We start from the raw sequence: 21,706 nt of genomic DNA on the forward strand, positions 1-21,706 counted from the left end.
ATCTGCAGCCAAACGGTCACGAAGGTTGCGATTGCGACGATAATCGGCGTGTTTGCGTCACACCTGCAATAAGAAGACCATGCAGATTGCAATCATGACGGTAATAAGCATATTCGCGTCACATCTGCAACGAGAAGGCCACGAAGGTTGCGGTTGCGACGGTAAACCGGCTACAGGCGTCGCATCCGCAACCAAATGATGACAGTGGTTGCAATCTTGACGGAAACTAAACGATAACTTACGTTGCATTTGTGACACAAATCGAACCCTTTGCGTCACATTTGCAAGCCAGCGACAACGAAAAGGTTGCGATTGCGACGGTAATCAGCCTGTAAGCGTCACATTTGCAACCAAACGGTCATGAAGGTTGCGATTACGACGCCAAACTGACCATTTGCGTCACATTTGCAACGAGAAGGCCATGCAGATTGCAATTGTGACGGTAAACCGACTGTTTGCGTCACATCTACAACCAAACGGTAACGAACATTGCGATTGTGACCGTAAACAGCATATTTGCGTCACATCTGCAATGAGCGGGGGCTTAAGCTAGACGGCTTCGACCTTGATCGGCTGGCGTTCGGCGCCCACGGCCGTGATCTTCTCGCCGGATTGGGCTGGCGGCACGTAGAAAGCGACCACGTTGACATACGTCACCTTCATGGTGCTGGTGGCCTTGCCCTGGCCGAACAGCGCACGCTCGGCGTCGGAGGCGGGCTGCGACTCGCGCCCCTCACCGGCGGCACGGGTCCACTCGGAGTTGATCTGCGCGACCACCAAATCGCCGCCATCGCTGGAACGCATCACCGCGACCTGCCCCTTGACAGGTGTGAAGGTCTGGGTCTGGGTGCCTTTGTTGCGCTCCATGCCCTCCGCGACGGTCTGCGAAAGCTTGTCGAGGTCTTGGCGGAAGTAATCGTCGGCGAACTTCGAGGCGTACTTGCTCTGCTTGCCCTTCTGCAGCAAATCGGCGTATTCGCTCACCGTGTCTTGCGGCTTGGCGGCGAGCCCAGAGTCGTCGGAGGAGCCCATATCGGCGCCGATGCTGGGAATGGCGAACTTCGGCAGTTTCGCGCCCTGGAAGAGACGCACGACACCCCAGAGCTTGTAGTTGCTGCGGGCGCTGTCCTGGTTCATCACCATCAGGCGCTTGGACTGCTGGTCCTTGGTCGTGGTCGTGATCGAGAAGACGGAACGCGGCCAGCCGGATTGCGTGGGGATGACGGTCTGCGCGATGTCGCGCGGAATCGTGGCCTTCGGGTCGAGGTTGCCGGTGGCCTTGGCGATCTGCAGCTCGCTGGTGCGCACCTCAAGCGCCGGGCCTGAAAGACGCGCCGAAAGCTCGTCCGGGCTCTTGGCCTTGTCGGCGGCGTCCAGCACGTCGAGCATGTCGCCGCGCACCTTCTTTTCCTGCGCCTCGGTCATGTCGGGAGATTGCGCGGCCGAAGAGGACTGGCTCTTGGGATGGGGGACGCTCCCCTGGCAGCCGGACATGCCGAAGAGCGCCACGATGGCGAGTCCCGCGGCGGCTATTTTCGTTGAAATCCTAGTCATCCTCACGCCTCACCTCCGTCGTTGCCTGTGCTGTTTTCATTATTATCGTTATTAGCGTCGCCGTCCGAATCATTGCCGGATTCTTCGGCGGCGAGACGCTGGAAATAGGCCTGCAACTCATCGGCAGGCGTGGAGGGTGTGGCAGGTGCGGCAGGCGTGACGGCAACGGTCTCGGCAACATTCGCCACATCGTCCGGCTGGCTGTCACTCGTGGACACAACGTTTTCGGCGGCCCCCATATCAGGTTCGGCGTCATCGGGCTCCGTTTCGGTCTGCCCGGCCAAGGCCCCCAGCGAAAGCGAGGGAACGCTATACGCCATGCCGTTGTCGCCAAACAGCTTGGACGCCTTGTCGTCAGCCCCGGCCGCGGCCGACTTGTCGCCAAGATTGGTATTGATATCGGTATCGGCAGACGAGCTCTTGTTATGGTTGCCAAGATCTCCGAGATCACCGAGGTCCCCAGGCTTCCCAAGCCCACCATTCAAGGCCTTGTTCATCTCGTCCATGTCAATCACGCTGGTCTCTGCGTTCGGATCATAAGCGTTCGGATCATAACCGATGTCGGCCGCGCTCTGCGCCTGGACGTTCGCCACCATATTGCGCCGCATCGGGTCGATGATGCTGGGCGAGGAAGGAACGCCACCCTCACCCTGATCGGCGGCCCCGGCATCGTCCGCACCGTGCGAGCTGGCGATGTGGTTGGCGGTGTGCGCGGGGGCATGCTTGTGGCTGCTGTGCTCCAGGCTGGTCTTCAACGCCTGGAAGCTGCCGGTCATCGCCTCGCTGATGGTCACTTCCTCGCTGATGGCTTTGGCCTCAATATCCTTGGCCGCTCGCTTCGGCGTATGTTTGCCAACCATCTTCCTGATCCGCTCAGGCTCCATGGCGAACACGGAGGCGGCAAGCACGGCCGCAAGCACCAATACCGCCGCGACGATGAAGAAGCGCAACGCATAATTAGGAGCATGCTGGCGCACCCAGTGCATACGCAACGTCACGGGAGCTTTCGCCACATCGGCGCTCTTAGCGGAATCCTTCGAAGACCCGGCGGCCTGCGCGTCCGCTTGGGCCTGGCCACCCGCCAAATCGATGATGGCCACATCTCCGGCCGCGACGTTCTGCAGCTCGATGCTGGCCTCGCCCGTGCCACACTGGACCTTGCGCCACATATCGGAATCCTTGAACGCCACATCGCCATCGGAGGCTTTGCCCGCGTTCTCCTTGGATGCGCCGTCGACCTTGCTGGAAAGCGTGGACCAATTGCTCAGGCCCGTCACCCTCGTATAGCTATGGCCGGCCACCCAACCGGTGGCGTCCTTCGAGGAGGCCAGGGCCACGCACACCTTCGACTTCTGCGCGGCGCCACCCACACTCACCTTGAGGTCCACGGAGGTGTCGACGAGGTTCAGCACCCCCGGGTCGGTGACGATATAGCGGGTGCCGCTGATCTGCTGGGAGGCGGCGACCTCGGGATCGGGTTTCCAGATGGTGGCGTTGAGCGCGCCCAGGACAACGAACACGACGGCCAGCAGCCCGAGAATCGGCGCCACGATACCGCGCATGACGCGAGCACGCCGCGTCGGCTTGGCGTTCGCCTTTTGATGTTCATTGTGCATTGAAGTCATAACTTTTCCGATTCTACAAGGCGAGGCTGATAGATTTCTGAATTTCAGCTATGCCTATCATTGGAATCCGGGCCTATATATCCATTCATATGCATAACAACCACGGCCTAAATCATGGTTAAAGGCTAAAGTTGATTACCATGCACAATCTCAAGACTGTAACACATTCTAAATCCCTGGCGCGGGCGTTCGCGGCGTTCTGCGCGTTGGCCCTGTCGGTGGGCCTGGCAGCCTGCGGGTCGTCAAGCGACTCGTCCTCGACGAACTCCAACGACCCCCAGATGGCCGGCGTCACCGCCTCGGGCAAGCTCGGCAAGAAGCCGAAGATCTCGTTCCACACCCCCATGCAGGTGGTCAACAACTCCTACGCGGTGCTGCAGAAGGGCGACGGCGCGCAGATCCAGGACGGCGACCGCGTGTGTGTGCAGGCGGTCTCGATCAACGCCAAGGACGGCGGCGAGATGATGAGCACCTGGGAGAAGAACACCCCGGACTGCTCCATCGTGATGAACAAGAAGAGCCTCAACGACATGTACTACAACGTACTGAAGGGGCAGAAGATCGACTCGACCGTGGCCTTCGGCGTCAACGACGGCAACAAGTCAAGCACCTCATACATCATGGCGCTCACCATCGTCTCGCGTTCCAAGGCCGTGACCAGGGCCACCGGCGAGAAGGTGACCGACGTGCCGGCCAACCTGCCCAAGGTCACGCTCGCCTCCGACGGCGCGCCCTCCATCGATTTCAACGGCTACAAGCCCGACGGCAACCTCGTGGCGCAGACCCTCATCCGCGGCAAGGGCAAGCAGGTGGCCGAGACCGACACGGTCGATGTGCAATACACCGGCTGGGTGATGGACAAGGACGGCAAGGCCTCGAAGTTCGACTCCTCGTGGGACAAGGGCGCCCCCACGCAGCTTTCGCTCCAGCAGGTCGTCAAGGGCTGGACCCAGGGCCTCTCCGGCCAGACCGTCGGTTCGCAGATGCTGCTGGTCATCCCGCCGGAACTTGGCTACGGCGACAAGGCGCAGAAGGGCATACCGGCCAACTCCACGCTCTACTTTGTGGTCGATCTGGTCTACGATTACGGCCCGCAGCAGTCCGAGCAGTGAGCGTGGCGAAATGCTGAAAGCGCGTAAAACGATGCGCTGAGAGTATGAATGGGTGATGCCCCAGGCCTTGTGGTCCGGGGCATCACTGGTTTATGGGCTGTTTATGGGCGTATCTGTTCAGTCGGCTATGCCGAGCAAAACGGCCGACAAACTCAATCAGAAGAGGCGCAGACTGTCGTCGTCGGTGCCCTTCATCTCGTCGTAGTCGAGGATGAGGCATTCGAAACCGCGCTCCTGGGCAAGCACGCGGGCCTGCGGGGTGATGGTCTGCGCGGCGAACATGCCTCGCACCGGTGCGATGAGCGGGTCCTTGTTGAGCAGCTTGCAATAGCGCGTGAGCTGTTCGACGCCGTCGATGCCGCCGTGGCGCTTGATCTCGATGGCGACATGCTGCCCGTTGCCATCGATGGCCATGATGTCCACCGGGCCGATGGGCGTGGGGTATTCACGGCGGACGAGCTTCGCGCCCTCGCCGATGCGGCCGATCTGCTGGGCCAGGTAGTGCTGCAGGTGGTCCTCGACACCGTCCTTGACCAGGCCCGGGTCCTCGCCCAGGTCGTAGGTCTCGTCGGAATAGATGTGCTGGATGGTCACCTCGAGGATGTCGTTGGACTTCTGCGCGGCGACGCGGAACACCTTCTCCGGGGCCGCCTCCGCGACGTCCTCTTCTACGACATCTTCAGCAGTTTCCTCGGAAACGCTTTCGGAAGCATCGTTGGCGACGTCTTCGATAGTCTCAGCAACGTCTTCCACAACCTCTTCGGTCTCGGAACCGGCACCAGCGTCGGCACCGGAACCGGCCTCCGCGTTGGCTTCCGGCGTCACTTCTTTAATGGTGCAAGGAGCGGCCATCCAGTTGAGGGGCTTGTAGGAGCCCAGTTCGGAGAAAATCAGCAGGCTGTTGTCGGCCTTGATCAGCAGCACTCGCTTGGCCATCGGCAATGAGGCGTTGAGCCTTCCGGAATAGATGGCGGAGCAATCAGCAACAATAATTCGCACGGCCCCACTCTACCCGAGCCTCTGGGCGAACGCGACGATATAGTCCTTATATATAGGACAAAACAATTGAAATAGTATAAATAGCACCATATATATAGTGTGGCAATTCGGCAATGTGTATAGCGCAACGAACCATAGACTAATCCACACCAGCCAAATACCGCTTATATACCACCAAAAACACAAAAACAGCGGCCGGCCGCCGAACGAATCGACTAACCGGCCGCTGCCAGATAATGTGCGGCAATCGCCAGCGACTACTTCTCTTCACCCTCGTGAGGGATCAAGAAGGAGAACGCGAAGGCCACGAGCACCATCACGACGGAAACGACCAAGCTGATGGCGTATCCGGCACGCGGGCCCTGCGAGGTGGTGAAGGCGTTCATGACCGCATAGAGCACCACGTAGCTCAGGCCAGCGCCGAGGTTGAACCCGCCGGCGTTCAGGCCAGGCAGGTAACCGGTGTTGTCGGCCGGCGAGAGCACGACGCCCAGGCCGTTGAGCATGATGTTGACGGTGCCCGCGTACGAGACGCCCAGCACCAGCGAGGTGAGCACGAGGGCCCAGATGCTTGGCTGGAAGGCGGTGTAGATGCCCAGGAGCACACCGAGCGCGCTGACCAGCATGCCGGCGCGCAGCACCTTGTGGTAGCCGAACTTGGAGGCCAGCACACCGGCGACCGGGCCGAAGACGAGGCCGACCAGCGCGTAAGGCGTCAGGGTGGCGAAGGAGACGACGTTCGCGCTCAGGCCGACGCCGACCTTGGCATCCTGCGCCATGGCGGGCACGACGCCGTTCATGACGGCGAAGATGGCGGTCATCATCGTCAGCGTGGTGAGCAGCAGACCCCAGGTCCTACGCTGCTTCAGATACTTGGTGGTGACCATCGGGGCGTGGCTCTTCTTCTCCACGTTCCAGAAGACCACGAAGAACACGACCGCGATGACGATGCCGATGGCGACCATGGTCCAGTTGGCCTCGGCGAGCTTCTCGATCTCGTTGATGGCCAGGTAGGCCGCCACGAAGGCGACGCACAGGAAGAAGACGCCGACCCAGTCCATGCGCGGGGTCTCCTCCGCGTGGCTCTCCTGGGCGAAGAAGATGACCAGGACGATAGCGATGACCGCCACGGCGACCATGACCAGGAAGACGGAGCGGAAGCCGAAGGTGCCGGCGAGCCAGCCGCCCAGAATCGCGTCGACGCCACCGATGCCGCCGTTGACGGCGGTCAGGATCGACATGAGCCTGGCGTAGCGCTCGTCCTCGGTGACCTGGTTGTGCAGCATGATCAGGGTCATCGGCACGACGGGGCCGGCGACGCCCTGGATGATCCTGCCGATCATCAGCACGACGACATTCGGCGCGATGGCCGAGACAAGGCAGCCCACGGCGGTGAGCACGAGGATGCCGAGCAGCACTTTCTTGCGCCCGACCAGATCGCCCAGACGGGGCAGGAAGAGCGAGAAGACCGCGCACGAGGTGAAGAACACCGTCTGGGTCAGGCCGATCTGCGCGCTGGTGGTGTTCAGCTCGTACTGCATCGTCGTCAACGCCGGCGAAAGCATGGAGGCGTTGAGCTGGAAGGCGAAAATCGCCGCCATCAACGCGACCATCAACGCGACGATCGACTTGCCGCCCTTGTCGAGGGTCTTGTTCTGGGCGGACCCGCTTGTTTGTTGTTCACTCATATCTCAACCAATCCTCTTGATCGCGTCAATAATCAGATTCCAGAAGCCTTCGAAGTCCAGCTTGACGGCCACTTGCGTGTGGCACTCCTCGGCGCTCGGCTCGGGGCCACGCAGATCGGCCACGGTCATGCCCTGGGTCAGCTCGCCGCGCAGCTCGATGTCCACCGGGCAACGACGGGTCTTGACGATGTCGGGGTCGATCAGGTAGGCGACGGTGCAGGGATCGTGCACCGGCGGATCGACGAAGTCCTGGTTGTCCTGATAGGACTTGCGGAAGAAGTTCATCAGGCCGCAGACGATGGACGACAGGTCGGTGCCCAGGCCCTCGATGCGCTTCTGCACCGCGGGGGTGCACAGCGCCTGGTGGGTGAGGTCGAGGCCGACCATGGTGACGGGCCAAGGCTCGTTGAAGACCACATGCGCGGCCTCGGGGTCGACCTTGATGTTGAACTCCGCGACGGCGCTCCAGTTGCCGACGTGGTAGCCGCCGCCCATGAGCACGACTTCCTTGACACGCTCGACGATGCGCGGTTCCATGCGGGCCGCCATGGCGATGTTGGTCAGCGGGCCGGTGGGAACCAGTGTGATGGTGCCGGGCTCGTTGCTCATGATCGTGTCGATGATCCAATTGACGGCGTGGCCCTTGTCGAGCGGGCGCGTGGGCTTGGGCAGCTCGACGCCGTCGAGGCCGGTCTCGCCGTGGATCGACGCGGCGGTGTCCAGAGGCTGCACCAGCGGGCGGTCGCATCCGGCGTGCACCGGGATATCGGTGGCGTGGGCGGCCTCGAGCATGGCCCGGGCGTTGTACGTCACCTTGTCGAGGCTCTGGTTGCCACCAACGGTGGTGACGCCCAGCAGGTCGATCTTCGGATTGCCGACGGCCAACAGAATGGCCACCGCGTCATCATGCCCTGGATCGGAATCCAGAATAATCTTCTTGGGCATATCTCTCCTTTGTGTTCTTTGTCCTTAATCGGACGAAACCAGCCTACCAAAATCAACACGACCGGCACGGCGAAGTCGATCATTTCTTCGCCTACGTTAGACTAGCGCGAACCGAGAATATATGTCACCAACCGACCATAATGGCATCATTGCGCTAGGTTTGGCCGAGAAATCAAGTCAATTATTCACCCAAGCGGGAAACCAGAATAAAAAGCCAGAATATAAAAACGGAGCGGGGCAACCGGATTGTACCGGCTGCCCCGCTCCGTCATAAAGACAATGACGTCAGATCATCATCGATGCGGTGACCGCGTGGACGTCACACCACCGACTCGGCCTTCGCCTTGGGCTCCTCGCCACGCTCGACCGCGACGGTGAGCCTGTTGGAGTCGAAGGAGATGAAACCGTCGGAGACATCAAACGAGTGACGGTTGCCGTCGGTGTCGACCGCGGAGACCGTGCCCTCCTTGATGACCGTCAGAATCGGCTCATGGTCAGGCAGAATGCCCATGCCACCCTCGCTCGCGGGGATGGTGACGGACCTGGCCGCACCACTCCACAAGGGACGGTCGGCCGCGACGATGTTCACCTGCATGGAAGACTGTGACCCTGCCATCACGCACCGTATTCCTTCTGCATGTCATGCCACTTGTGCTCGAGGTCGTCGATGCCGCCGATGCCCGAGAACGCCTGCTCCGGCACCTCGTCATAGACGCCGTCGCAGATGCGCTTGAAGGCCTCAACGGTCTCGTCGGCGGGCACGTACGAGCCCTCCAGGCCGGTGAACTTCTTCGCCACGTAGAAGTTCTGACCCAGGAACTGCTGGATCTTGCGCGCGCGGTTGACGGTGGTCTTGTCCTCTTCGCCGAGCTCGTCGATGCCGATCAGGGCGATGATGTCCTGGAGCTCCTTGTTGCGCTGCAGAATCGCCTTGACGCGGTTCGCGGTGTCGTAGTGCTCCTGGCCCACGTAGCGCGGATCGAGGATTCGCGAGGTGGACGACAGCGGGTCGACGGCCGGGTAGATGCCCTTGGAGGCGATGTCACGAGCGAGCTCGGTGGTCGCGTCCAAATGGGCGAACGTGGTGGCCGGGGCCGGATCGGTGTAATCGTCGGCAGGCACGTAGATGGCCTGGAGCGAGGTGATCGAGTGGCCACGGGTCGAGGTGATGCGCTCCTGCAGGGAGCCCATCTCATCGGCCAGGTTCGGCTGGTAGCCCACTGCGGAAGGCATACGCCCGAGCAGCGTGGAGACCTCTGAGCCGGCCTGCGTGAAGCGGAAGATGTTGTCGATGAAGAGCAGCACGTCCTGGTTCTGCACGTCGCGGAAGTACTCGGCCATCGTCAGGGCCGTGAGCGGCACGCGCAGACGGGTCCCCGGGGGCTCATCCATCTGGCCGAAGACCAACGCAGTCTTCTCCAGAACGCCCGCGTCGTCCATCTCGCCGATCAGGTCGTTGCCCTCACGGGTACGCTCGCCAACGCCGGCGAACACGGAGACGCCGCCGTGGTTCTGCGCCACGCGCTGGATCATCTCCTGGATCAGCACGGTCTTGCCAACGCCCGCGCCGCCGAAGAGGCCAATCTTGCCGCCCTCGACGTACGGGGTGAGCAGATCGATGACCTTGATGCCCGTCTCGAACATCTTGGTGCGGCTCTCGAGCTGGTCGAAGGCCGGAGGATTGCGGTGGATAGACCAACGCTCCTTGACCTTGATCGTCTCGTCGGGCTTCTTGTTCAGGATGTTGCCCGTGACATCGAAGACATGGCCCTTGGTCACGTCGCCGACCGGCACCTCGATGGGGCCGCCCGTGTCCTGAACGCTCTCGCCACGGACCAGGCCGTCGGTTGGCTTCAACGCGACGCAGCGGACGGTGGAGTCGCCGAGATGCTGCTCGACCTCAAGGGTGATCTCCTTGACGGTCTCGCCTTCGGTGTCGCCTTCGTTGCCGATCTTGACTTTCAGGGCATTGTAGATGTCGGGCAGGTGGCCAGCCGGAAACTCGACGTCGATGACGGAGCCCTGGACGCGTGTGATGCGCCCGGCGCTCGGATCGATCGTCGGCTTTTCGGAAGCCGCTGTGGACTGAGCTGTTGACTCGTTTTCAGCCATATGCGTTCCTACTCTTCCTCTTTGTTCAGCGCGTCTGCGCTGCTGATAATCTCAGTAAGTTCCTGTGTGATCGAAGCCTGGCGAGAAGCGTTGAGCTGGCGGGTCAGGTCGTCGATCAGGTTGTTGGCGTTGTCGGTCGCCGTGTGCATGGCGTTCTGCCGGCTCGCGGTCTCCGAGGCGGCCGAGGTCAGCAGGCATTCATGGATGCGCGACTGCACGTACTTCGGCAGAATCGCGTCCAACACCTGGTCGAGGCTCGGCTCGAAGGCGTAGAGCGGCGAGGTCTCGCCGTCCTTGTCGCCCGACTTCGGCTTGGCGTCGGAGGCGTCATCGTCGGCCACCACGCTCTCGGCGGTCCCGGTCCTGACGACCTGGACCGGCAGCATGCGCAGCACGCGCACCTTCTGCACCACCATGTTCACGAATTCGGTGAACACGATGTAGAGCTCGGAGACGCCGCCCTCGCTCGCCGGCTTCATGTAGTCGGCCAGGAGGCGGTCGGCGATCTCCTCGGCGATACGCACACCGGGGTGGTCGCTGTCGCCTTCCCAAGTCTCGGAGATGTCACGGTTCCGGTACTTGTAATAGGAGACGCCGCGACGGCCGTAGACGTAGAGCTCGGGCTTCTTGCCGGCCCCGTCGAGGCGGTCGAGCAGCGACTCGGTCTCCCTGATGATCGAAGAGGTGTAGGCGCCGGCCATGCCACGGTCGGCCGTCAGGGCCAGGACCGCGACACGTGGGTTGCTTTCCTTCTTGCGAACGATGGGGTGATCGATGTCCGTGTGGGCGGCCAACGCCTGCACCGCATCCGAAATCGCGTCACTGTAGGGCTTCGCATTCAAAGCCACAGTGCGTGCCTTGGCGATGTGCGAAGACGCGATCATCTCCTGCGCGTTGAAGATCTTCCCCAACGACGTCGTGGAATTGATTCGTGATTTTAATGCGAGTTGCGAAGCCATGCGTCACTTATCTCCCGCCACGATCTTTTCCTGCTCGACCTTCGCGGGCGTGAATTCCGGATCGCTCTTCTTGGCCACCAGTGGCTTGCCGGCCTTGGTGACGTAGGTCTTGCGGAACTCCTCGACGGCATCATCGAGAGCCTTTTCGGTCTCGTCGGTGAAGTTGCCGGTGTCGCGGATGGTCTTGAGGATGTCGGTGTTGTGGTCGACATAGTCGAGCAGGCCCTTTTCGAAGGGCAGGACGTCGGCGATCTCGAGGTCGTCAAGCTTGCCGTGGGTGCCCGCCCAGACGGAGACAACCTCTTGCTCCATCGAATAAGGAGAGAACTGCGGCTGCTTCAACAGCTCGGTGAGCCTGGCGCCACGGGTCAGCTGAGCCTTGGACGCCGCATCCAGATCGGAGGCGAACATCGCGAAGGACTGCAGCGAGCGGTACTGGGCCAGGGAGATCTTCAGAGTGCCGGAGACCTTCTTCAGCGCCTTGGTCTGGGCCGCGCCACCGACGCGGGAGACCGAGATGCCAACGTCCACTGCGGGGCGCTGGTTGGCGTTGAACAGGTCTGACTGCAGGAAGATCTGGCCGTCGGTGATGGAGATGACGTTCGTGGGGATGTAGGCGGACACGTCGTTCGCCTTCGTCTCGACGATCGGCAGACCGGTCATGGAGCCGCCACCAAGGTCATCGGAGAGCTTGGCGCAGCGCTCGAGCAGACGGGAGTGCAGGTAGAACACATCACCCGGGTAGGCCTCACGCCCCGGCGGGCGACGCAGCAGCAGGGAGATCGAACGGTAGGCCTCGGCCTGCTTCGACAGGTCGTCGAAGACGATGAGGACGTGCTTGCCGTTGTACATCCAGTGCTGGCCGATGGCCGAGCCGGTGTAGGGGGCGATGTACTTGAAGCCAGCGGAATCGGACGCCGGGCTGGCCACGATCGTCGTGTACTCCATCGCACCGGCCTCCTCGAGGCTCTGGCGCACGGAGGCGATGGTGGAACCCTTCTGGCCGACCGCGACGTAAATGCAGCGCACCTGCTTCTTCGGGTCGCCGCTCTCCCAGTTGCTCTTCTGGTTGAGGATCGCGTCGATCGCGATGGCGGTCTTGCCGGTCTGGCGGTCGCCGATGATGAGCTGGCGCTGGCCGCGGCCGATCGGCGTCATCGCGTCGATGGCCTTCAGGCCTGTTGAAAGAGGCTCGACGACGGGCTGACGATGCATCACGTCGGGCGCCTGCGCCTCAAGAATTCTGCGGCCCTCGCTCTTGATCTCGCCGAGGCCGTCGATTGGCTTGCCCAGCGGGTCCACCGTGCGTCCGAGATAGCCGTCACCCACCGGCACGGAGAGCACCTCACCGGTGCGCCGTACCTCCTGGCCCTCCTCGATGCCTGCGAAGTCGCCGAGGATCACCACGCCGATTTCACGGGGATCAAGGTTGAAAGCCAGGCCGAGGGTGCCGTCCTCAAACGTCAGCAGCTCGTTGGCCATGCAACCAGGCAGTCCCGTCACGTGTGCGATGCCATCGCCAGCCGTGGCGACATAGCCCACCTCTTGGGTGGGGGTGTCGCTGGGCTGATACGACTCGACGAACTCGTCGAGGGCCTTTCGCACCGCGGTGGGATCAATGGTAAGTTCTGCCATGATCACTCCTTATTGATTATTGATTGACTGGTAAGTCTTGTTCGATTCGTCACGCCCTGGCCTCACACCTGCGCCTTGACCGTGCGATGAAGCTGCTCAAGCTGTGCGGCCACCGTGTTGTCGGTAACGTCGTCGCCCACCTGCACGCGCATGCCGCCAAGCACCGCGGGATCGACCACGGAATTGATGTGGACCGGGCGGCCCACCTGCTTGGTGTAATGCCTGGCGAGCTTCTCCACCTGGGTGTCGTTGAGCGGGGTGGCCGTGGTGACGGTGACCATCGACTGGCCCATATGCCGCGAGAACTTGCCGACGAGCCACTGCACGGTCTGCAGGAAGCGACGCCGACGGGGATTGGCCGCCGCGTGCTCCGCCAAGCGCATGGTCACCTTGTTGAGCTTCGAACCGGTGAGGGCCTTGCGCAACAGATCGACGCGGGCCTGGGCGGGAGTGTATTGGTCGGAAAGCTCCGAACGCAGCACGGACATCTTCAGCATGGCCGAATGGATCTCGGCGAGCTGGATGGAGACCTCAAGCGTGGCGTCGGTGCAATCCGCGTAATACATCATCGCGTCCACGCCGAAATCCTCGGTGGCGTTGGCGATATCGCCCACCTTGCTCCACCTGCGGGAGACCAGATCAGCCAGAATCTCAACGGTGACCGGGTGCGCCTTGGAGCCGACGATGGCCTTGATCAACGCCACCTTGTCGGCCGACGGCCTGGATGGATCCGTGAGCGAACGCTCCACCTGCACATCGTGGTCCAGGAGGTTGGTAACCACAAACAAATCCTCCCCGATGCGCCAGGCGTCGGCGCCAGCGCCCTTGAGCTTGGGGGCCAGCGAGTCACGAGACTCGCGGTCCGCGCTCAATGATGCCTCTCCTCGCATTGTTCACCTCACTTCCATTCAATCCGTTCGCCGCGCACAGCCGGTTGCCCAACCGCGGCGTTACTTGTTCTCGCTCGTCTTGTCGAGCCCGTCGATCATCTGGTCGAGCATGCCCTTCTGCACGTCGCCATCCTGCAGCTTGGTGCCGAGGATCTTGCCCGCGAGGGCGGTGGCCAAAGTGCCCACCTGCCCCTTGAGGCTCACCATGGCCTGCTGCTGCTGCGAGGCGATGGAACGCTGCGCGTTGGCGGCGATCTGGGCGGCCTCCGAGTCGGCGCGGGTGTGCGCGTCGGAGATGATCTTCGTGGCCTCGTTGCGCGCGTCGTCGGTTATCTTCGACGCGTCGACGCGGGCCTGGTTGAGCTGGTCCTCATATTTCTTCTTGGCCGCGTCCGCATCGTCCTTGGCCTTCTTGGCCTTGGAGATGTTGCCCTCGATCTTCTCGGCACGCTCATCGAAGATCGCATTGAACTTGGGCATGAAGAACTTGTAGAAGAACAGCGCGACGATAACGAGAATGATCAGGGACCACACAATGTCGTAGACCTTGGGAATGAACAGTTGAATGCCGCCGTCCGCAAGTGTCATCATGAAGTCCTCCTTTCACGTTTTGTTGCTGTTTGTGGTTCTGCCAAGTCTTGGACTACTTGATGAGCAGCGCCACGAAGCCGAGCAGACCGAGCAGCTCGACGAGAGCCAGGCCGATGAACATGATCGTCTGGATCTTGCCGCTCATCTCAGGCTGGCGGGCCGTGGATTCCATGGCCTTGCCGAAGAGGATGCCGAGGCCGATGCCTGGTCCGATGGTGGCGAGACCGTAACCGATGACGCTCAGGTTGCCTGCAACCTCTGCGAGGGTGATGATGTCCATTTGTTTTCCTTTCTAACGGGATGGATTCACGTTAAAAATCTGTGTTTTTCTCAAATTTTGATTTGGGACGAAGGCGTTGTGTTGCTCGCCTCACTCGTCCGGATAGCTCAGGTTGATATAGACCGTGGCGAGAATCGCGAACACGTAGGCCTGCAGGAAGGCGATGAACGCCTCGAAGAGGGTCATCACGAAACCACCGACGAACCAGAGGCCGCCCACCGGGATGCCGACGAACTTGTTGGCCGCGTCGATCATCCAGTACTGCGCGAACGCCAGGCAGGTCGCCAGGACCAAATGGCCGGAGATCATGTTGGCGAAAAGTCGAATGGTCAGCGAGGCCGGACGGATGACCAGCAGCTCGAGCAGCTGAATCGGGGCCAGCAGGATGTAGATGGGCCACGGCACACCCGGGGTGAAGCATTCGTCGCGGATGTAGCGGAAGAAGCCCTTCTCACGGCAGGCGGCGACCCAATACTGCACGAGCACCCAGATGGCGAAGACCAGCGGCATGGTGACCGTGGCCGTGGCGGCCATGTTGGCGCCCGGGATGATGCCGAAGAGGTTGAAGACGAAGATGGTGAAGAAGAGGGTGGCGATCATCGGCACGTAACGGCGGCCACGAAGCTCGCCCATCGTCTCGTAGACGACGTTGTTGCGCACGAAATCGATGCCGTACTCGATGAGGCCCTGCCAGCGGCCGGGGATGAGCTTGGCGCGCGCGGCGGTGATGCCCAGGACCAGCAGCAGCACGACCGTGGCGACCAACCGGATGAGAATGATGCGGTTGATGGCGAATGGCGTGCCTTGGAAGAGGATCTCAGGAGGCAGGAAGTCGTTGACGGTTGGGATCTCGGGACCTGACCCGGACGCCAGCAACAGACTCGTGCCGACCGTTTCCATCATGTGCGCCTCCTGACTCACTACAGACCTACCAGTTTAAGCCATGCGCAGGAAAAATTGTGCGACGTCTCAAGGAGAATGACGCCCGTATCTCGACGTCAAATCCTCAAGTAAAACAAGACTCGAGATCTTGCCCCACCGTTGTTTATCACTTGTTTATCCCCTGCATGGCCGACTTTCGTACAGCCGGAGATGATTTTACGTCAACTTGGTCATGCAGGTGTGAAATTCCTTGTATTGTAATGGTTCCTTCGGCGTTTCTTACCTCGGTTTTGTCTGCGGGAACCCTACTGCGGACTGTGATTGAGACATATAATTGCTGGCTGCCTAATTTACGAAAGCCAGTTTGGGCGAAATCACAATAAACGCTTGCACAATGCCTTGCTCAGCGCCTGTCCAACGATTGCCCACCGCTTGGTCAACGCCTAAACAACGCTTGGCCGACGATTGACCAACGATTGATCAACGATTGCTCGACCAATCAACGCCTGATCAACCCGTACCCGTCGCGCTCCACCGGTTTGAAACCGTCTTCTCTCGGGGAGCCAGGCTCGTGACGGATGGCGCGGTCGGTGCCTAGGCGCTTCTGCGCGCGAAGGTGCGGCACCTCGGAAAGGTCATAGGGCGTGGTCTGGTAGACCCAGTTGAGCCAGTTGCGCCACAAGAGGTTCGCATGCGCACGCCACGAGAAAAGCGGCTCGAGTTTAGGATCGTCGTGCGGGAAATAGTTCTTCGGGAACGGCACGTTTTTCAGGCCTTTGACCATGTCGCGCTCGTACTCGTCGCGCAACGTGTATTTGCCATACTCCCAGTGACCCAGCGCGAAGACCTCCGAGAAATCACGCGCCGCGATGAGGCCGGGGCCGGATTCCGGGCCCCAGGTGAGCACCTGCAGGTCGGGGTTTTGGGCGACGTCGCTTTCGTTGACGCCGGCGAGGCGGGAGTGAGGCTGCAGCGAGATCTCGTCGAAGCCGTTTGTGATGAAGCAGTATTCGTCCTGCAGGAATTGTGGGAAGACGCCGAAGATCTTCTGGTCGTAGTCGACCTTGCGCACGCCGTAGCGGTGATAGAGGCCGGCCATCGCGCCCCAGCACAGGTACATCGTGGAGAACACGTGGGATTGCGCCCAGTCGAAAATCGATGTGAGCTCATCCCAATAATCCACCTGCTCGAAATCCATTTGCTCCACAGGGGCGCCGGTGACCACGAGGCCGTCGTAATAGTTGTCGGCGAAGGCGTCGAGGTTCTCGTAGAACTTGAGCAGATGGTCGGCGCTGACGTGGGTGGATTCGTGGGTGGAGGTCTTCATGAAATCGATTTCCACCTGGAGCGGCGACTTCGAGATCAGGCGCAGCAGCTGGGTCTCGGTCTCGATTTTCTTGGGCATGAGGTTGAGGATGACCAAGCGCAGCGGGCGGATCTGCTGCTCCTCGGCGTCGGGGCGCTCGAGCGCGAAAATCCGCTCCGAATCGAGTATGGCGCGGGCTGGCAAACCACTGGGAATCCTGATAGGCATAGCTCCATTATGCTCTTGGTCTGGGCTTTTCGCATGGCGTTTTGCGACGGCGGGTCGACGCTGGTTTCTTTGGGTTGGGATTGTTTTGAATGCCGGTTTCGTGATTACGTTTGATATCGATATATGGTGTCGACGGCGAAATGCGTGCTGCAAGCTGCGGAAAGTTGGATGCATCGCCAGATTGCGAATGCCGTTGGAAGTCAGAAAAAGTCAGGATATGGCTTGCCACCCTCACGTAACTACAAATGCCCTCGGAAAATGGACAAACTCGCTGAAACTGCTCGTCTCTGAGCTGAAAACGCGCCGAAGTTTGACATTCTCGCCATTTCTCGTATTGTTGAATATTGCTGTTTGAAACAGCCGTCGCGGGGTGGAGCAGCTCGGTAGCTCGCTGGGCTCATAACCCAGAGGTCACAGGTTCAAATCCTGCCCCCGCTACCAAAAGCCCGGAATCTCAACGATTTCCGGGCTTCATCATTTTTCGGCAACGCCAAGGTACGCTTAAATCTACGCTATCGCCAGAGGAATCGGCCCGGCGTCACCCTAACTTTCAGGAACGAAAAAAGAACGGCACGAAACACTCACTGCCGCTTGGCCAAACCCCGGTTATAAACCAAATATTCTGGCCTATAACCCCAAATTGACGCAAGCGGTTGATTTGGCGTCACGATTGCAATCTTGTCTTTGTTTGGTCGCAAATGTGACGCAAGCGGTTGATTTGGCGTCACGATTGCAATCTGCATTGTCTTCTTATTGCAGGTGTGACGCAAATGGTCGGTTTGGCGTCACAATCGCAACCTTCGTAACCGTTATATTGCATTTGTGACGCAGATGGCTTGGTTTGCGTCGCAAATGCAACTGGTCTGCTGGGACGGTACCGCGCCTGGTCCGCTACTCAGTGGCTTTCGGAGAAGTGAGGTCGTAGAGGGTGACGCCGTCTACGGTTTGGGACTTGAAGTTTGACTTGACCCAGGTGGCGATCTGGCTGGAGGCGTTGGAGCCGCCCATCTGGCTGCCATCCATGCCGCCGCCCATCTCGCCGCCGATGTAGTAGTGGATCTTGCCCTCCTTGACGTAGCGCTTGAACTGCGCGAGCGTGGGGCTCGGGTCGGAGCCATTGAAGCCGCCGATCGGCATGACCGGCTGCTGCGTGGCGAGCTGGTAGCCGGAGGCCGACTGCGAACCCGTCGCGGCCGCGACCCAGGTGTACTTGCCCGCGTCCTTCATCAACAGCTTTTTCAACTTGCTGCCGACCGAACTTGAGCCGTCGCCGCCGGTCAAGCCGCCACCATGCCCCATAACGCCACCATGACTCATGCGGTTTTGGCCGCTCCTCGAACCGTTTTTGGAGCTATTGCTTGCGCCGGGCATGCCGGAGGATGCGCCGTCGGACTTTTCGGACTTGCCAGAGTCCTTAGCACCGAAGCCGCTAGCGCCTGAGTCACTGGAATTGTCTGCGCCAGTGGCGTTCGGGGTGTCAAAGGACCTCGAAGATAAACCGTTACCGTTCGCGGAACTGTTGGAACTGTTGGAACCGTTGGAGGCGCTAGCTGAGCCGTTAGCGGAACTGTTGGAACCGTTCGCAGCGTTATTCGCACCGTTGGCGCTTCGAGAATTACCGGAATTACTCGGACCACCAGCGCTACCTCCATTGTTGCGGGAACCGTTGGAGCTGTTCGTTTGGCCGTTTTGGTTGCTCTGATTGCCTTGGTTATTGGCACCTCCGAATCCGGCGCCGGGACCGCCTTGGGCGCCTTGATTACCACGACTACCCTGACCGGTCTGGCCATCACCTTGACCGCCGGGACCGCCCATGCCAGCGGCTCCACCGGGGCTACCCTGACCGCCATGACCGCCACCGGGGCCACCACCCATGGAACCTGTGACCTCCGGACCGGCGGTGACGATCGAACCGTGATGACCGGTCGCGACCGTGTAACCCGTCCACGCAACCGGGCCGGCGTAAAGCGCGACCGTCGCCAGGACGATGCCAACCAAGCCAATGTTGCGCACAGCCTTGCCACCATTGCCCGAACGCATCGCGCGCAGCGAACGAATCGGCAAAGCGGCGATGACCGTAATCAGCAACGCGATCGTCGCAAAACCGCCGACTACCAGCACGGCAACCCGAAGCCACGGCAGCCAAGTCGAGCGCGAGAGCAGCTCGGCAGCCCACAACGTGTTGCCGAGCACCAGCAGCGTGGCGACCACGCGTGACCACAACATGCGCCGGTGCTCCCACAACGTGCGCACGGCGACGGCGACCATCACGGCCACGGCGGGCGCGAGCGCGACGGTGTAATACTGATGGAAGATGCCACCCATGAAGCTGAAAGTCAGCCACGTGACCACAAGCCAGCCACCCCACACCATCACGCCGGCGCGGCGCATATCGGTGCGGCGCACACGCAGCGAGACCGCGAGGCCGATGACCACACCGGCGAACGCGATGGGCGCGAGCCATGCGATCTGGGTGCCATAGACGCCGTCGAAGAGGCGGGTGATGCCGGTTTGGCCCCACATTCCGCCGCCTTGGCCGCCGCCGGTCTGGCCGCCACCGGGCCCGCCCGCCATACCGCCGGTCATGGCGCTATAAGCATTGCCCAAGGCCTTGGAGGCCTTGCCTCCGCCGCCACCGCCGGGTACGACCGAACCTGTCTCATTGCCGGTCAATCTGCCGAAACCGTTGTATCCGAACGTCAGCTCAAGGAACGAATCGTTCTGTGAGCCGCCGATATACGGGCGCGACCCGGAAGGCACGATGACGGTGAGCAATACCCACCAGCCGGCGCTGACGACCATCGCCGCGAGCGCCACGAGGCTGTCGGCCACGCGGCGCCAGAACTTGGTCGGCGAGGCAATGAGGATGGCAAGCGCGAAGCCCGGCAGCACGAGGAAGACCTGCATCTGCTTGGTGAGGAAGCCGAAACCGATGCACACGCCCGCGAGCGCCAGCCATAGGGTGCGCTTGCGGTTGGCCTTGCGTGCCGGGTCGTATTCCAGCGCCCTCAGCACGGAGGCCGAGGCGGCGATCATCAGGAGCACAAGCAGCGCGTCGGGGTTGTCGAAGCGGAACATCAGCGCGGCGACGGGCGTCAGGGCCAGAGTGGAACCGGCGATGATGCCGGCCCAATTACCCCAATACCTGCGCACGGAGACGTATAGCAGCCAGACGCTCAGCACACCGCACAGCGCTTCTGGCAGCAGGATGGCGAACGAACTCAGTCCCAAGAGTCGGACGGAGAGCGCCATCAGCCAGAGCGCGGCCGGCGGCTTGTCGACAGTGATGGAGTTGGCCGCGTCGGACGAGCCCCACAGGAACGCCTCCCAGTTTTTCGATCCGGCTTGGGCGGCGGCCGCGTAGAACTCGTTGGCGTAGCCGTTGGCGGTGAGGTTGACGAACATGATCGCCACGGCGCCGGCCATCATCAGGGCGAAGGCCAGCCAGTCGATCGTCGTGCGTTTGCGGGCGATGGAATGGCGGACGGTACGCGAAGCGTCGGCCGAGATGAACCGGCCGCCGGGCACACCTTTGAACGCGGTGCGCATGCGGGTGAACGGGTTGGTTGGATTCGAGGCGTCGGCAGTGGCTGCTGCTCCGGTGGCAGCATTCCCGGCGACTGAGCTATTACCGGCGTCGCTGCCAACACGAGGTGAATCAGCGCCGGGCTGGCCGCCGCTCCCCCGTTTGTCGGTTGAATCGTTCATTTGGAGTCCTTAATAAGTAGGTGTGATTGGGAACGTGATTACGCGTGTGATTGAAAAAACGATTAAAATATGGGCTGGCGTCAGCGCTGAACGGCGAGATGACGCGCGCCCTGGGGCGAAATCCACGTATGCCGCGCCACAGGGATGCGACACGAACGAGGGAAGAGAGCCGAAGATTTGCCGGCCTTAGTAACTTGATCCGCGAGCGCGTCATGTCGTTTCGCATCATCGACCAGACGACGCTCCTCAAGCGAGCCGAGAACGTGGCGCATGCGCATCATGCCCTCGATGTCCTTGCGCGCGGTATCGGGGATGTCGACGGTGGTGCCGGCGTCCTCCACCCAGCGCACCGGGAAAATATAGGTGGGCAGACCGTAGGCTTGGGCGAGCGTGAGCAGTTCGGTGTCGAAGAACCACTCGTCGTCTTGGATTCGCGGAAGCAGGAATCTCGCGGCCGAGGCGCTGATGGCTTTGAAACCGCACTGCGCGTCTTGGAAATCGGCACCGAGGGTAGCACGCAGCAGGACGTTATAGCAACGCGAGATGAACTCACGCTTCGGTGAACGGTCGACCTGCGACTCATCAAGCAGACGGCAGCCGGTCGCGACCTCGGCCGGACCGTCGAGAATCGAGTGAATCAGCACGTCGGCGCAGCGGATGTCGGTGGAAAGGTCGACGTCCATGTAGGCTCGGACGCTCGCCCGGGACTCGCCCCACGCCAGTTTCAGCGCGCGGCCACGGCCTTTGGCGGCGATTCTTATGGCCCGAACACGTTGTGGGTATTGCCGCGCCAGATAGACCGCGATTGGCCAGGTGCCGTCGGTGCTGGCGTTGTCGGCGATCACGATGTTCCACGTGTAGCCCGCGCCATCTCGCCGTTCCCGTGCACTGCGCTCGAGATAATCCATCAAGGTCCGCACCGAATCCGCGAGCTGTTCGCTCTCGTTGTAGACCGGAATGACGATATCCGCGTCGACCTCATGGGGACGTCCGACACGGTCGGCAATCACGTTGAGGCGTTGTGCGGATTGGGATTTCCCCATACGTCCAGCTTCAACTTGGGGGCCAAGTTCTGTTATGGGTTTCAGCCCAGATTCGGATTTGACACCGGATTGGTACGTGGCGCCGAATTCAGCCGAATACCTTGAATCGGAATCAGGCTCGGCCGCCGGATGAAGATGAAGAGTTGAGG

General features: G+C 61.2%; 17 protein-coding genes and 1 tRNA gene. 2 read left to right on the forward strand and 16 right to left on the reverse strand.

Annotated features, from left to right (window positions below):
- Positions 1-549: 549 nt before the first annotated feature.
- Both OZY47_RS07520 and OZY47_RS07525 read right to left on the reverse strand, forming a co-directional pair.
- The gene (locus tag OZY47_RS07520) at positions 550-1,554 is read right to left on the reverse strand and encodes a hypothetical protein (protein ID WP_277177719.1); all 1,005 of its coding nucleotides are present in this window, start codon (positions 1,552-1,554) and stop codon (positions 550-552) included.
- A gap of 2 nt (positions 1,555-1,556) precedes the next feature.
- Positions 1,557-3,179, reverse strand: coding sequence for a hypothetical protein (locus tag OZY47_RS07525; RefSeq protein WP_277177720.1), 1,623 nt, complete (start codon positions 3,177-3,179; stop codon positions 1,557-1,559).
- Between the two features lie 140 nt (positions 3,180-3,319).
- Here OZY47_RS07525 and OZY47_RS07530 point away from each other — a divergent pair, with 140 nt between their 5' ends.
- Positions 3,320-4,291, forward strand: coding sequence for an FKBP-type peptidyl-prolyl cis-trans isomerase (locus OZY47_RS07530; protein WP_277177721.1), 972 nt, complete (start codon positions 3,320-3,322; stop codon positions 4,289-4,291).
- A gap of 156 nt (positions 4,292-4,447) precedes the next feature.
- Here the strand turns inward: OZY47_RS07530 and nucS are convergent, their stop codons facing one another.
- From nucS to metA, 12 genes are all read right to left on the reverse strand, one after another.
- On the reverse strand, positions 4,448-5,290 hold the full coding sequence (gene nucS / locus OZY47_RS07535) for an endonuclease NucS (RefSeq protein WP_277177722.1): 843 nt from the start codon (positions 5,288-5,290) through the stop codon (positions 4,448-4,450).
- 257 nt (positions 5,291-5,547) lie between these two features.
- Entirely contained in the window at positions 5,548-6,978 is a 1,431-nt protein-coding gene (locus tag OZY47_RS07540; protein WP_277177723.1) for an MFS transporter, read from the reverse strand.
- A 3-nt stretch (positions 6,979-6,981) separates the two neighbouring features.
- Positions 6,982-7,923, reverse strand: coding sequence for a nucleoside hydrolase (locus tag OZY47_RS07545; protein ID WP_277177724.1), 942 nt, complete (start codon positions 7,921-7,923; stop codon positions 6,982-6,984).
- 319 nt (positions 7,924-8,242) lie between these two features.
- Positions 8,243-8,539 carry a F0F1 ATP synthase subunit epsilon gene (locus OZY47_RS07550; RefSeq protein WP_277177725.1) on the reverse strand — a complete coding sequence of 99 codons (297 nt, stop codon included), beginning with the start codon at positions 8,537-8,539 and terminating at the stop codon, positions 8,243-8,245.
- Positions 8,539-10,035, reverse strand: a complete 1,497-nt coding sequence (gene atpD / locus OZY47_RS07555; RefSeq protein WP_277177726.1) for a F0F1 ATP synthase subunit beta — start codon at positions 10,033-10,035, stop codon at positions 8,539-8,541. Before atpD ends, OZY47_RS07550 begins: the two co-directional genes overlap by 1 nt.
- 8 nt (positions 10,036-10,043) lie before the next feature.
- Positions 10,044-10,994, reverse strand: a complete 951-nt coding sequence (locus OZY47_RS07560) for a F0F1 ATP synthase subunit gamma (protein ID WP_277177727.1) — start codon at positions 10,992-10,994, stop codon at positions 10,044-10,046.
- Between the two features lie 3 nt (positions 10,995-10,997).
- The gene (gene atpA / locus OZY47_RS07565) at positions 10,998-12,629 is read right to left on the reverse strand and encodes a F0F1 ATP synthase subunit alpha (protein ID WP_277177728.1); all 1,632 of its coding nucleotides are present in this window, start codon (positions 12,627-12,629) and stop codon (positions 10,998-11,000) included.
- A gap of 62 nt (positions 12,630-12,691) precedes the next feature.
- Positions 12,692-13,519 carry a F0F1 ATP synthase subunit delta gene (locus OZY47_RS07570; RefSeq protein ID WP_277177729.1) on the reverse strand — a complete coding sequence of 276 codons (828 nt, stop codon included), beginning with the start codon at positions 13,517-13,519 and terminating at the stop codon, positions 12,692-12,694.
- Between the two features lie 60 nt (positions 13,520-13,579).
- Positions 13,580-14,107 (reverse strand): F0F1 ATP synthase subunit B, encoded by a 528-nt coding sequence (locus OZY47_RS07575; RefSeq protein ID WP_277179230.1) that lies wholly within the window; start codon positions 14,105-14,107, stop codon positions 13,580-13,582.
- 55 nt (positions 14,108-14,162) lie between these two features.
- The gene (gene atpE, locus OZY47_RS07580) at positions 14,163-14,390 is read right to left on the reverse strand and encodes an ATP synthase F0 subunit C (protein WP_277143542.1); all 228 of its coding nucleotides are present in this window, start codon (positions 14,388-14,390) and stop codon (positions 14,163-14,165) included.
- A 90-nt stretch (positions 14,391-14,480) separates the two neighbouring features.
- A complete protein-coding gene (atpB, locus tag OZY47_RS07585; protein ID WP_277177731.1) occupies positions 14,481-15,293 on the reverse strand; it encodes a F0F1 ATP synthase subunit A in 813 nt (270 codons plus the stop codon).
- 478 nt (positions 15,294-15,771) lie between these two features.
- Positions 15,772-16,806, reverse strand: coding sequence for a homoserine O-succinyltransferase (gene metA / locus OZY47_RS07590; protein WP_277177732.1), 1,035 nt, complete (start codon positions 16,804-16,806; stop codon positions 15,772-15,774).
- A 364-nt stretch (positions 16,807-17,170) separates the two neighbouring features.
- On the opposite strand from metA, the gene OZY47_RS07595 reads away from it, so the two are divergent.
- Positions 17,171-17,247: transfer RNA gene (locus tag OZY47_RS07595), tRNA-Met, on the forward strand.
- 450 nt (positions 17,248-17,697) lie between these two features.
- Here the strand turns inward: OZY47_RS07595 and OZY47_RS07600 are convergent.
- Positions 17,698-20,514, reverse strand: coding sequence for a glycosyltransferase family 39 protein (locus OZY47_RS07600; protein ID WP_277177733.1), 2,817 nt, complete (start codon positions 20,512-20,514; stop codon positions 17,698-17,700).
- An 80-nt stretch (positions 20,515-20,594) separates the two neighbouring features.
- On the reverse strand, positions 20,595-21,557 hold the full coding sequence (locus OZY47_RS07605; RefSeq protein ID WP_277177734.1) for a dolichyl-phosphate beta-glucosyltransferase: 963 nt from the start codon (positions 21,555-21,557) through the stop codon (positions 20,595-20,597).
- Positions 21,558-21,706 lie beyond the last annotated feature (149 nt).

The sequence above is a fragment of the Bifidobacterium sp. ESL0790 genome (assembly GCF_029395435.1).
Taxonomy (GTDB): domain Bacteria; phylum Actinomycetota; class Actinomycetes; order Actinomycetales; family Bifidobacteriaceae; genus Bifidobacterium.

Coding starts and splice junctions, on each gene's coding strand:
- OZY47_RS07530 (WP_277177721.1), top strand. CDS start 3,320: ATGCACAATCTCAAGACTGTAACACATTCTAAATCCCTGGCGCGGGCG.
- OZY47_RS07545 (WP_277177724.1), bottom strand. CDS start 7,923: ATGCCCAAGAAGATTATTCTGGATTCCGATCCAGGGCATGATGACGCG.
- OZY47_RS07560 (WP_277177727.1), bottom strand. CDS start 10,994: ATGGCTTCGCAACTCGCATTAAAATCACGAATCAATTCCACGACGTCG.
- OZY47_RS07605 (WP_277177734.1), bottom strand. CDS start 21,557: ATGGGGAAATCCCAATCCGCACAACGCCTCAACGTGATTGCCGACCGT.
- OZY47_RS07550 (WP_277177725.1), bottom strand. CDS start 8,539: ATGGCAGGGTCACAGTCTTCCATGCAGGTGAACATCGTCGCGGCCGAC.
- metA (WP_277177732.1), bottom strand. CDS start 16,806: ATGCCTATCAGGATTCCCAGTGGTTTGCCAGCCCGCGCCATACTCGAT.
- atpE (WP_277143542.1), bottom strand. CDS start 14,390: ATGGACATCATCACCCTCGCAGAGGTTGCAGGCAACCTGAGCGTCATC.
- OZY47_RS07525 (WP_277177720.1), bottom strand. CDS start 3,179: ATGACTTCAATGCACAATGAACATCAAAAGGCGAACGCCAAGCCGACG.
- OZY47_RS07540 (WP_277177723.1), bottom strand. CDS start 6,978: ATGAGTGAACAACAAACAAGCGGGTCCGCCCAGAACAAGACCCTCGAC.
- atpB (WP_277177731.1), bottom strand. CDS start 15,293: ATGATGGAAACGGTCGGCACGAGTCTGTTGCTGGCGTCCGGGTCAGGT.
- atpA (WP_277177728.1), bottom strand. CDS start 12,629: ATGGCAGAACTTACCATTGATCCCACCGCGGTGCGAAAGGCCCTCGAC.
- atpD (WP_277177726.1), bottom strand. CDS start 10,035: ATGGCTGAAAACGAGTCAACAGCTCAGTCCACAGCGGCTTCCGAAAAG.
- OZY47_RS07520 (WP_277177719.1), bottom strand. CDS start 1,554: ATGACTAGGATTTCAACGAAAATAGCCGCCGCGGGACTCGCCATCGTG.
- OZY47_RS07570 (WP_277177729.1), bottom strand. CDS start 13,519: ATGCGAGGAGAGGCATCATTGAGCGCGGACCGCGAGTCTCGTGACTCG.
- OZY47_RS07600 (WP_277177733.1), bottom strand. CDS start 20,514: ATGAACGATTCAACCGACAAACGGGGGAGCGGCGGCCAGCCCGGCGCT.
- OZY47_RS07575 (WP_277179230.1), bottom strand. CDS start 14,107: ATGACACTTGCGGACGGCGGCATTCAACTGTTCATTCCCAAGGTCTAC.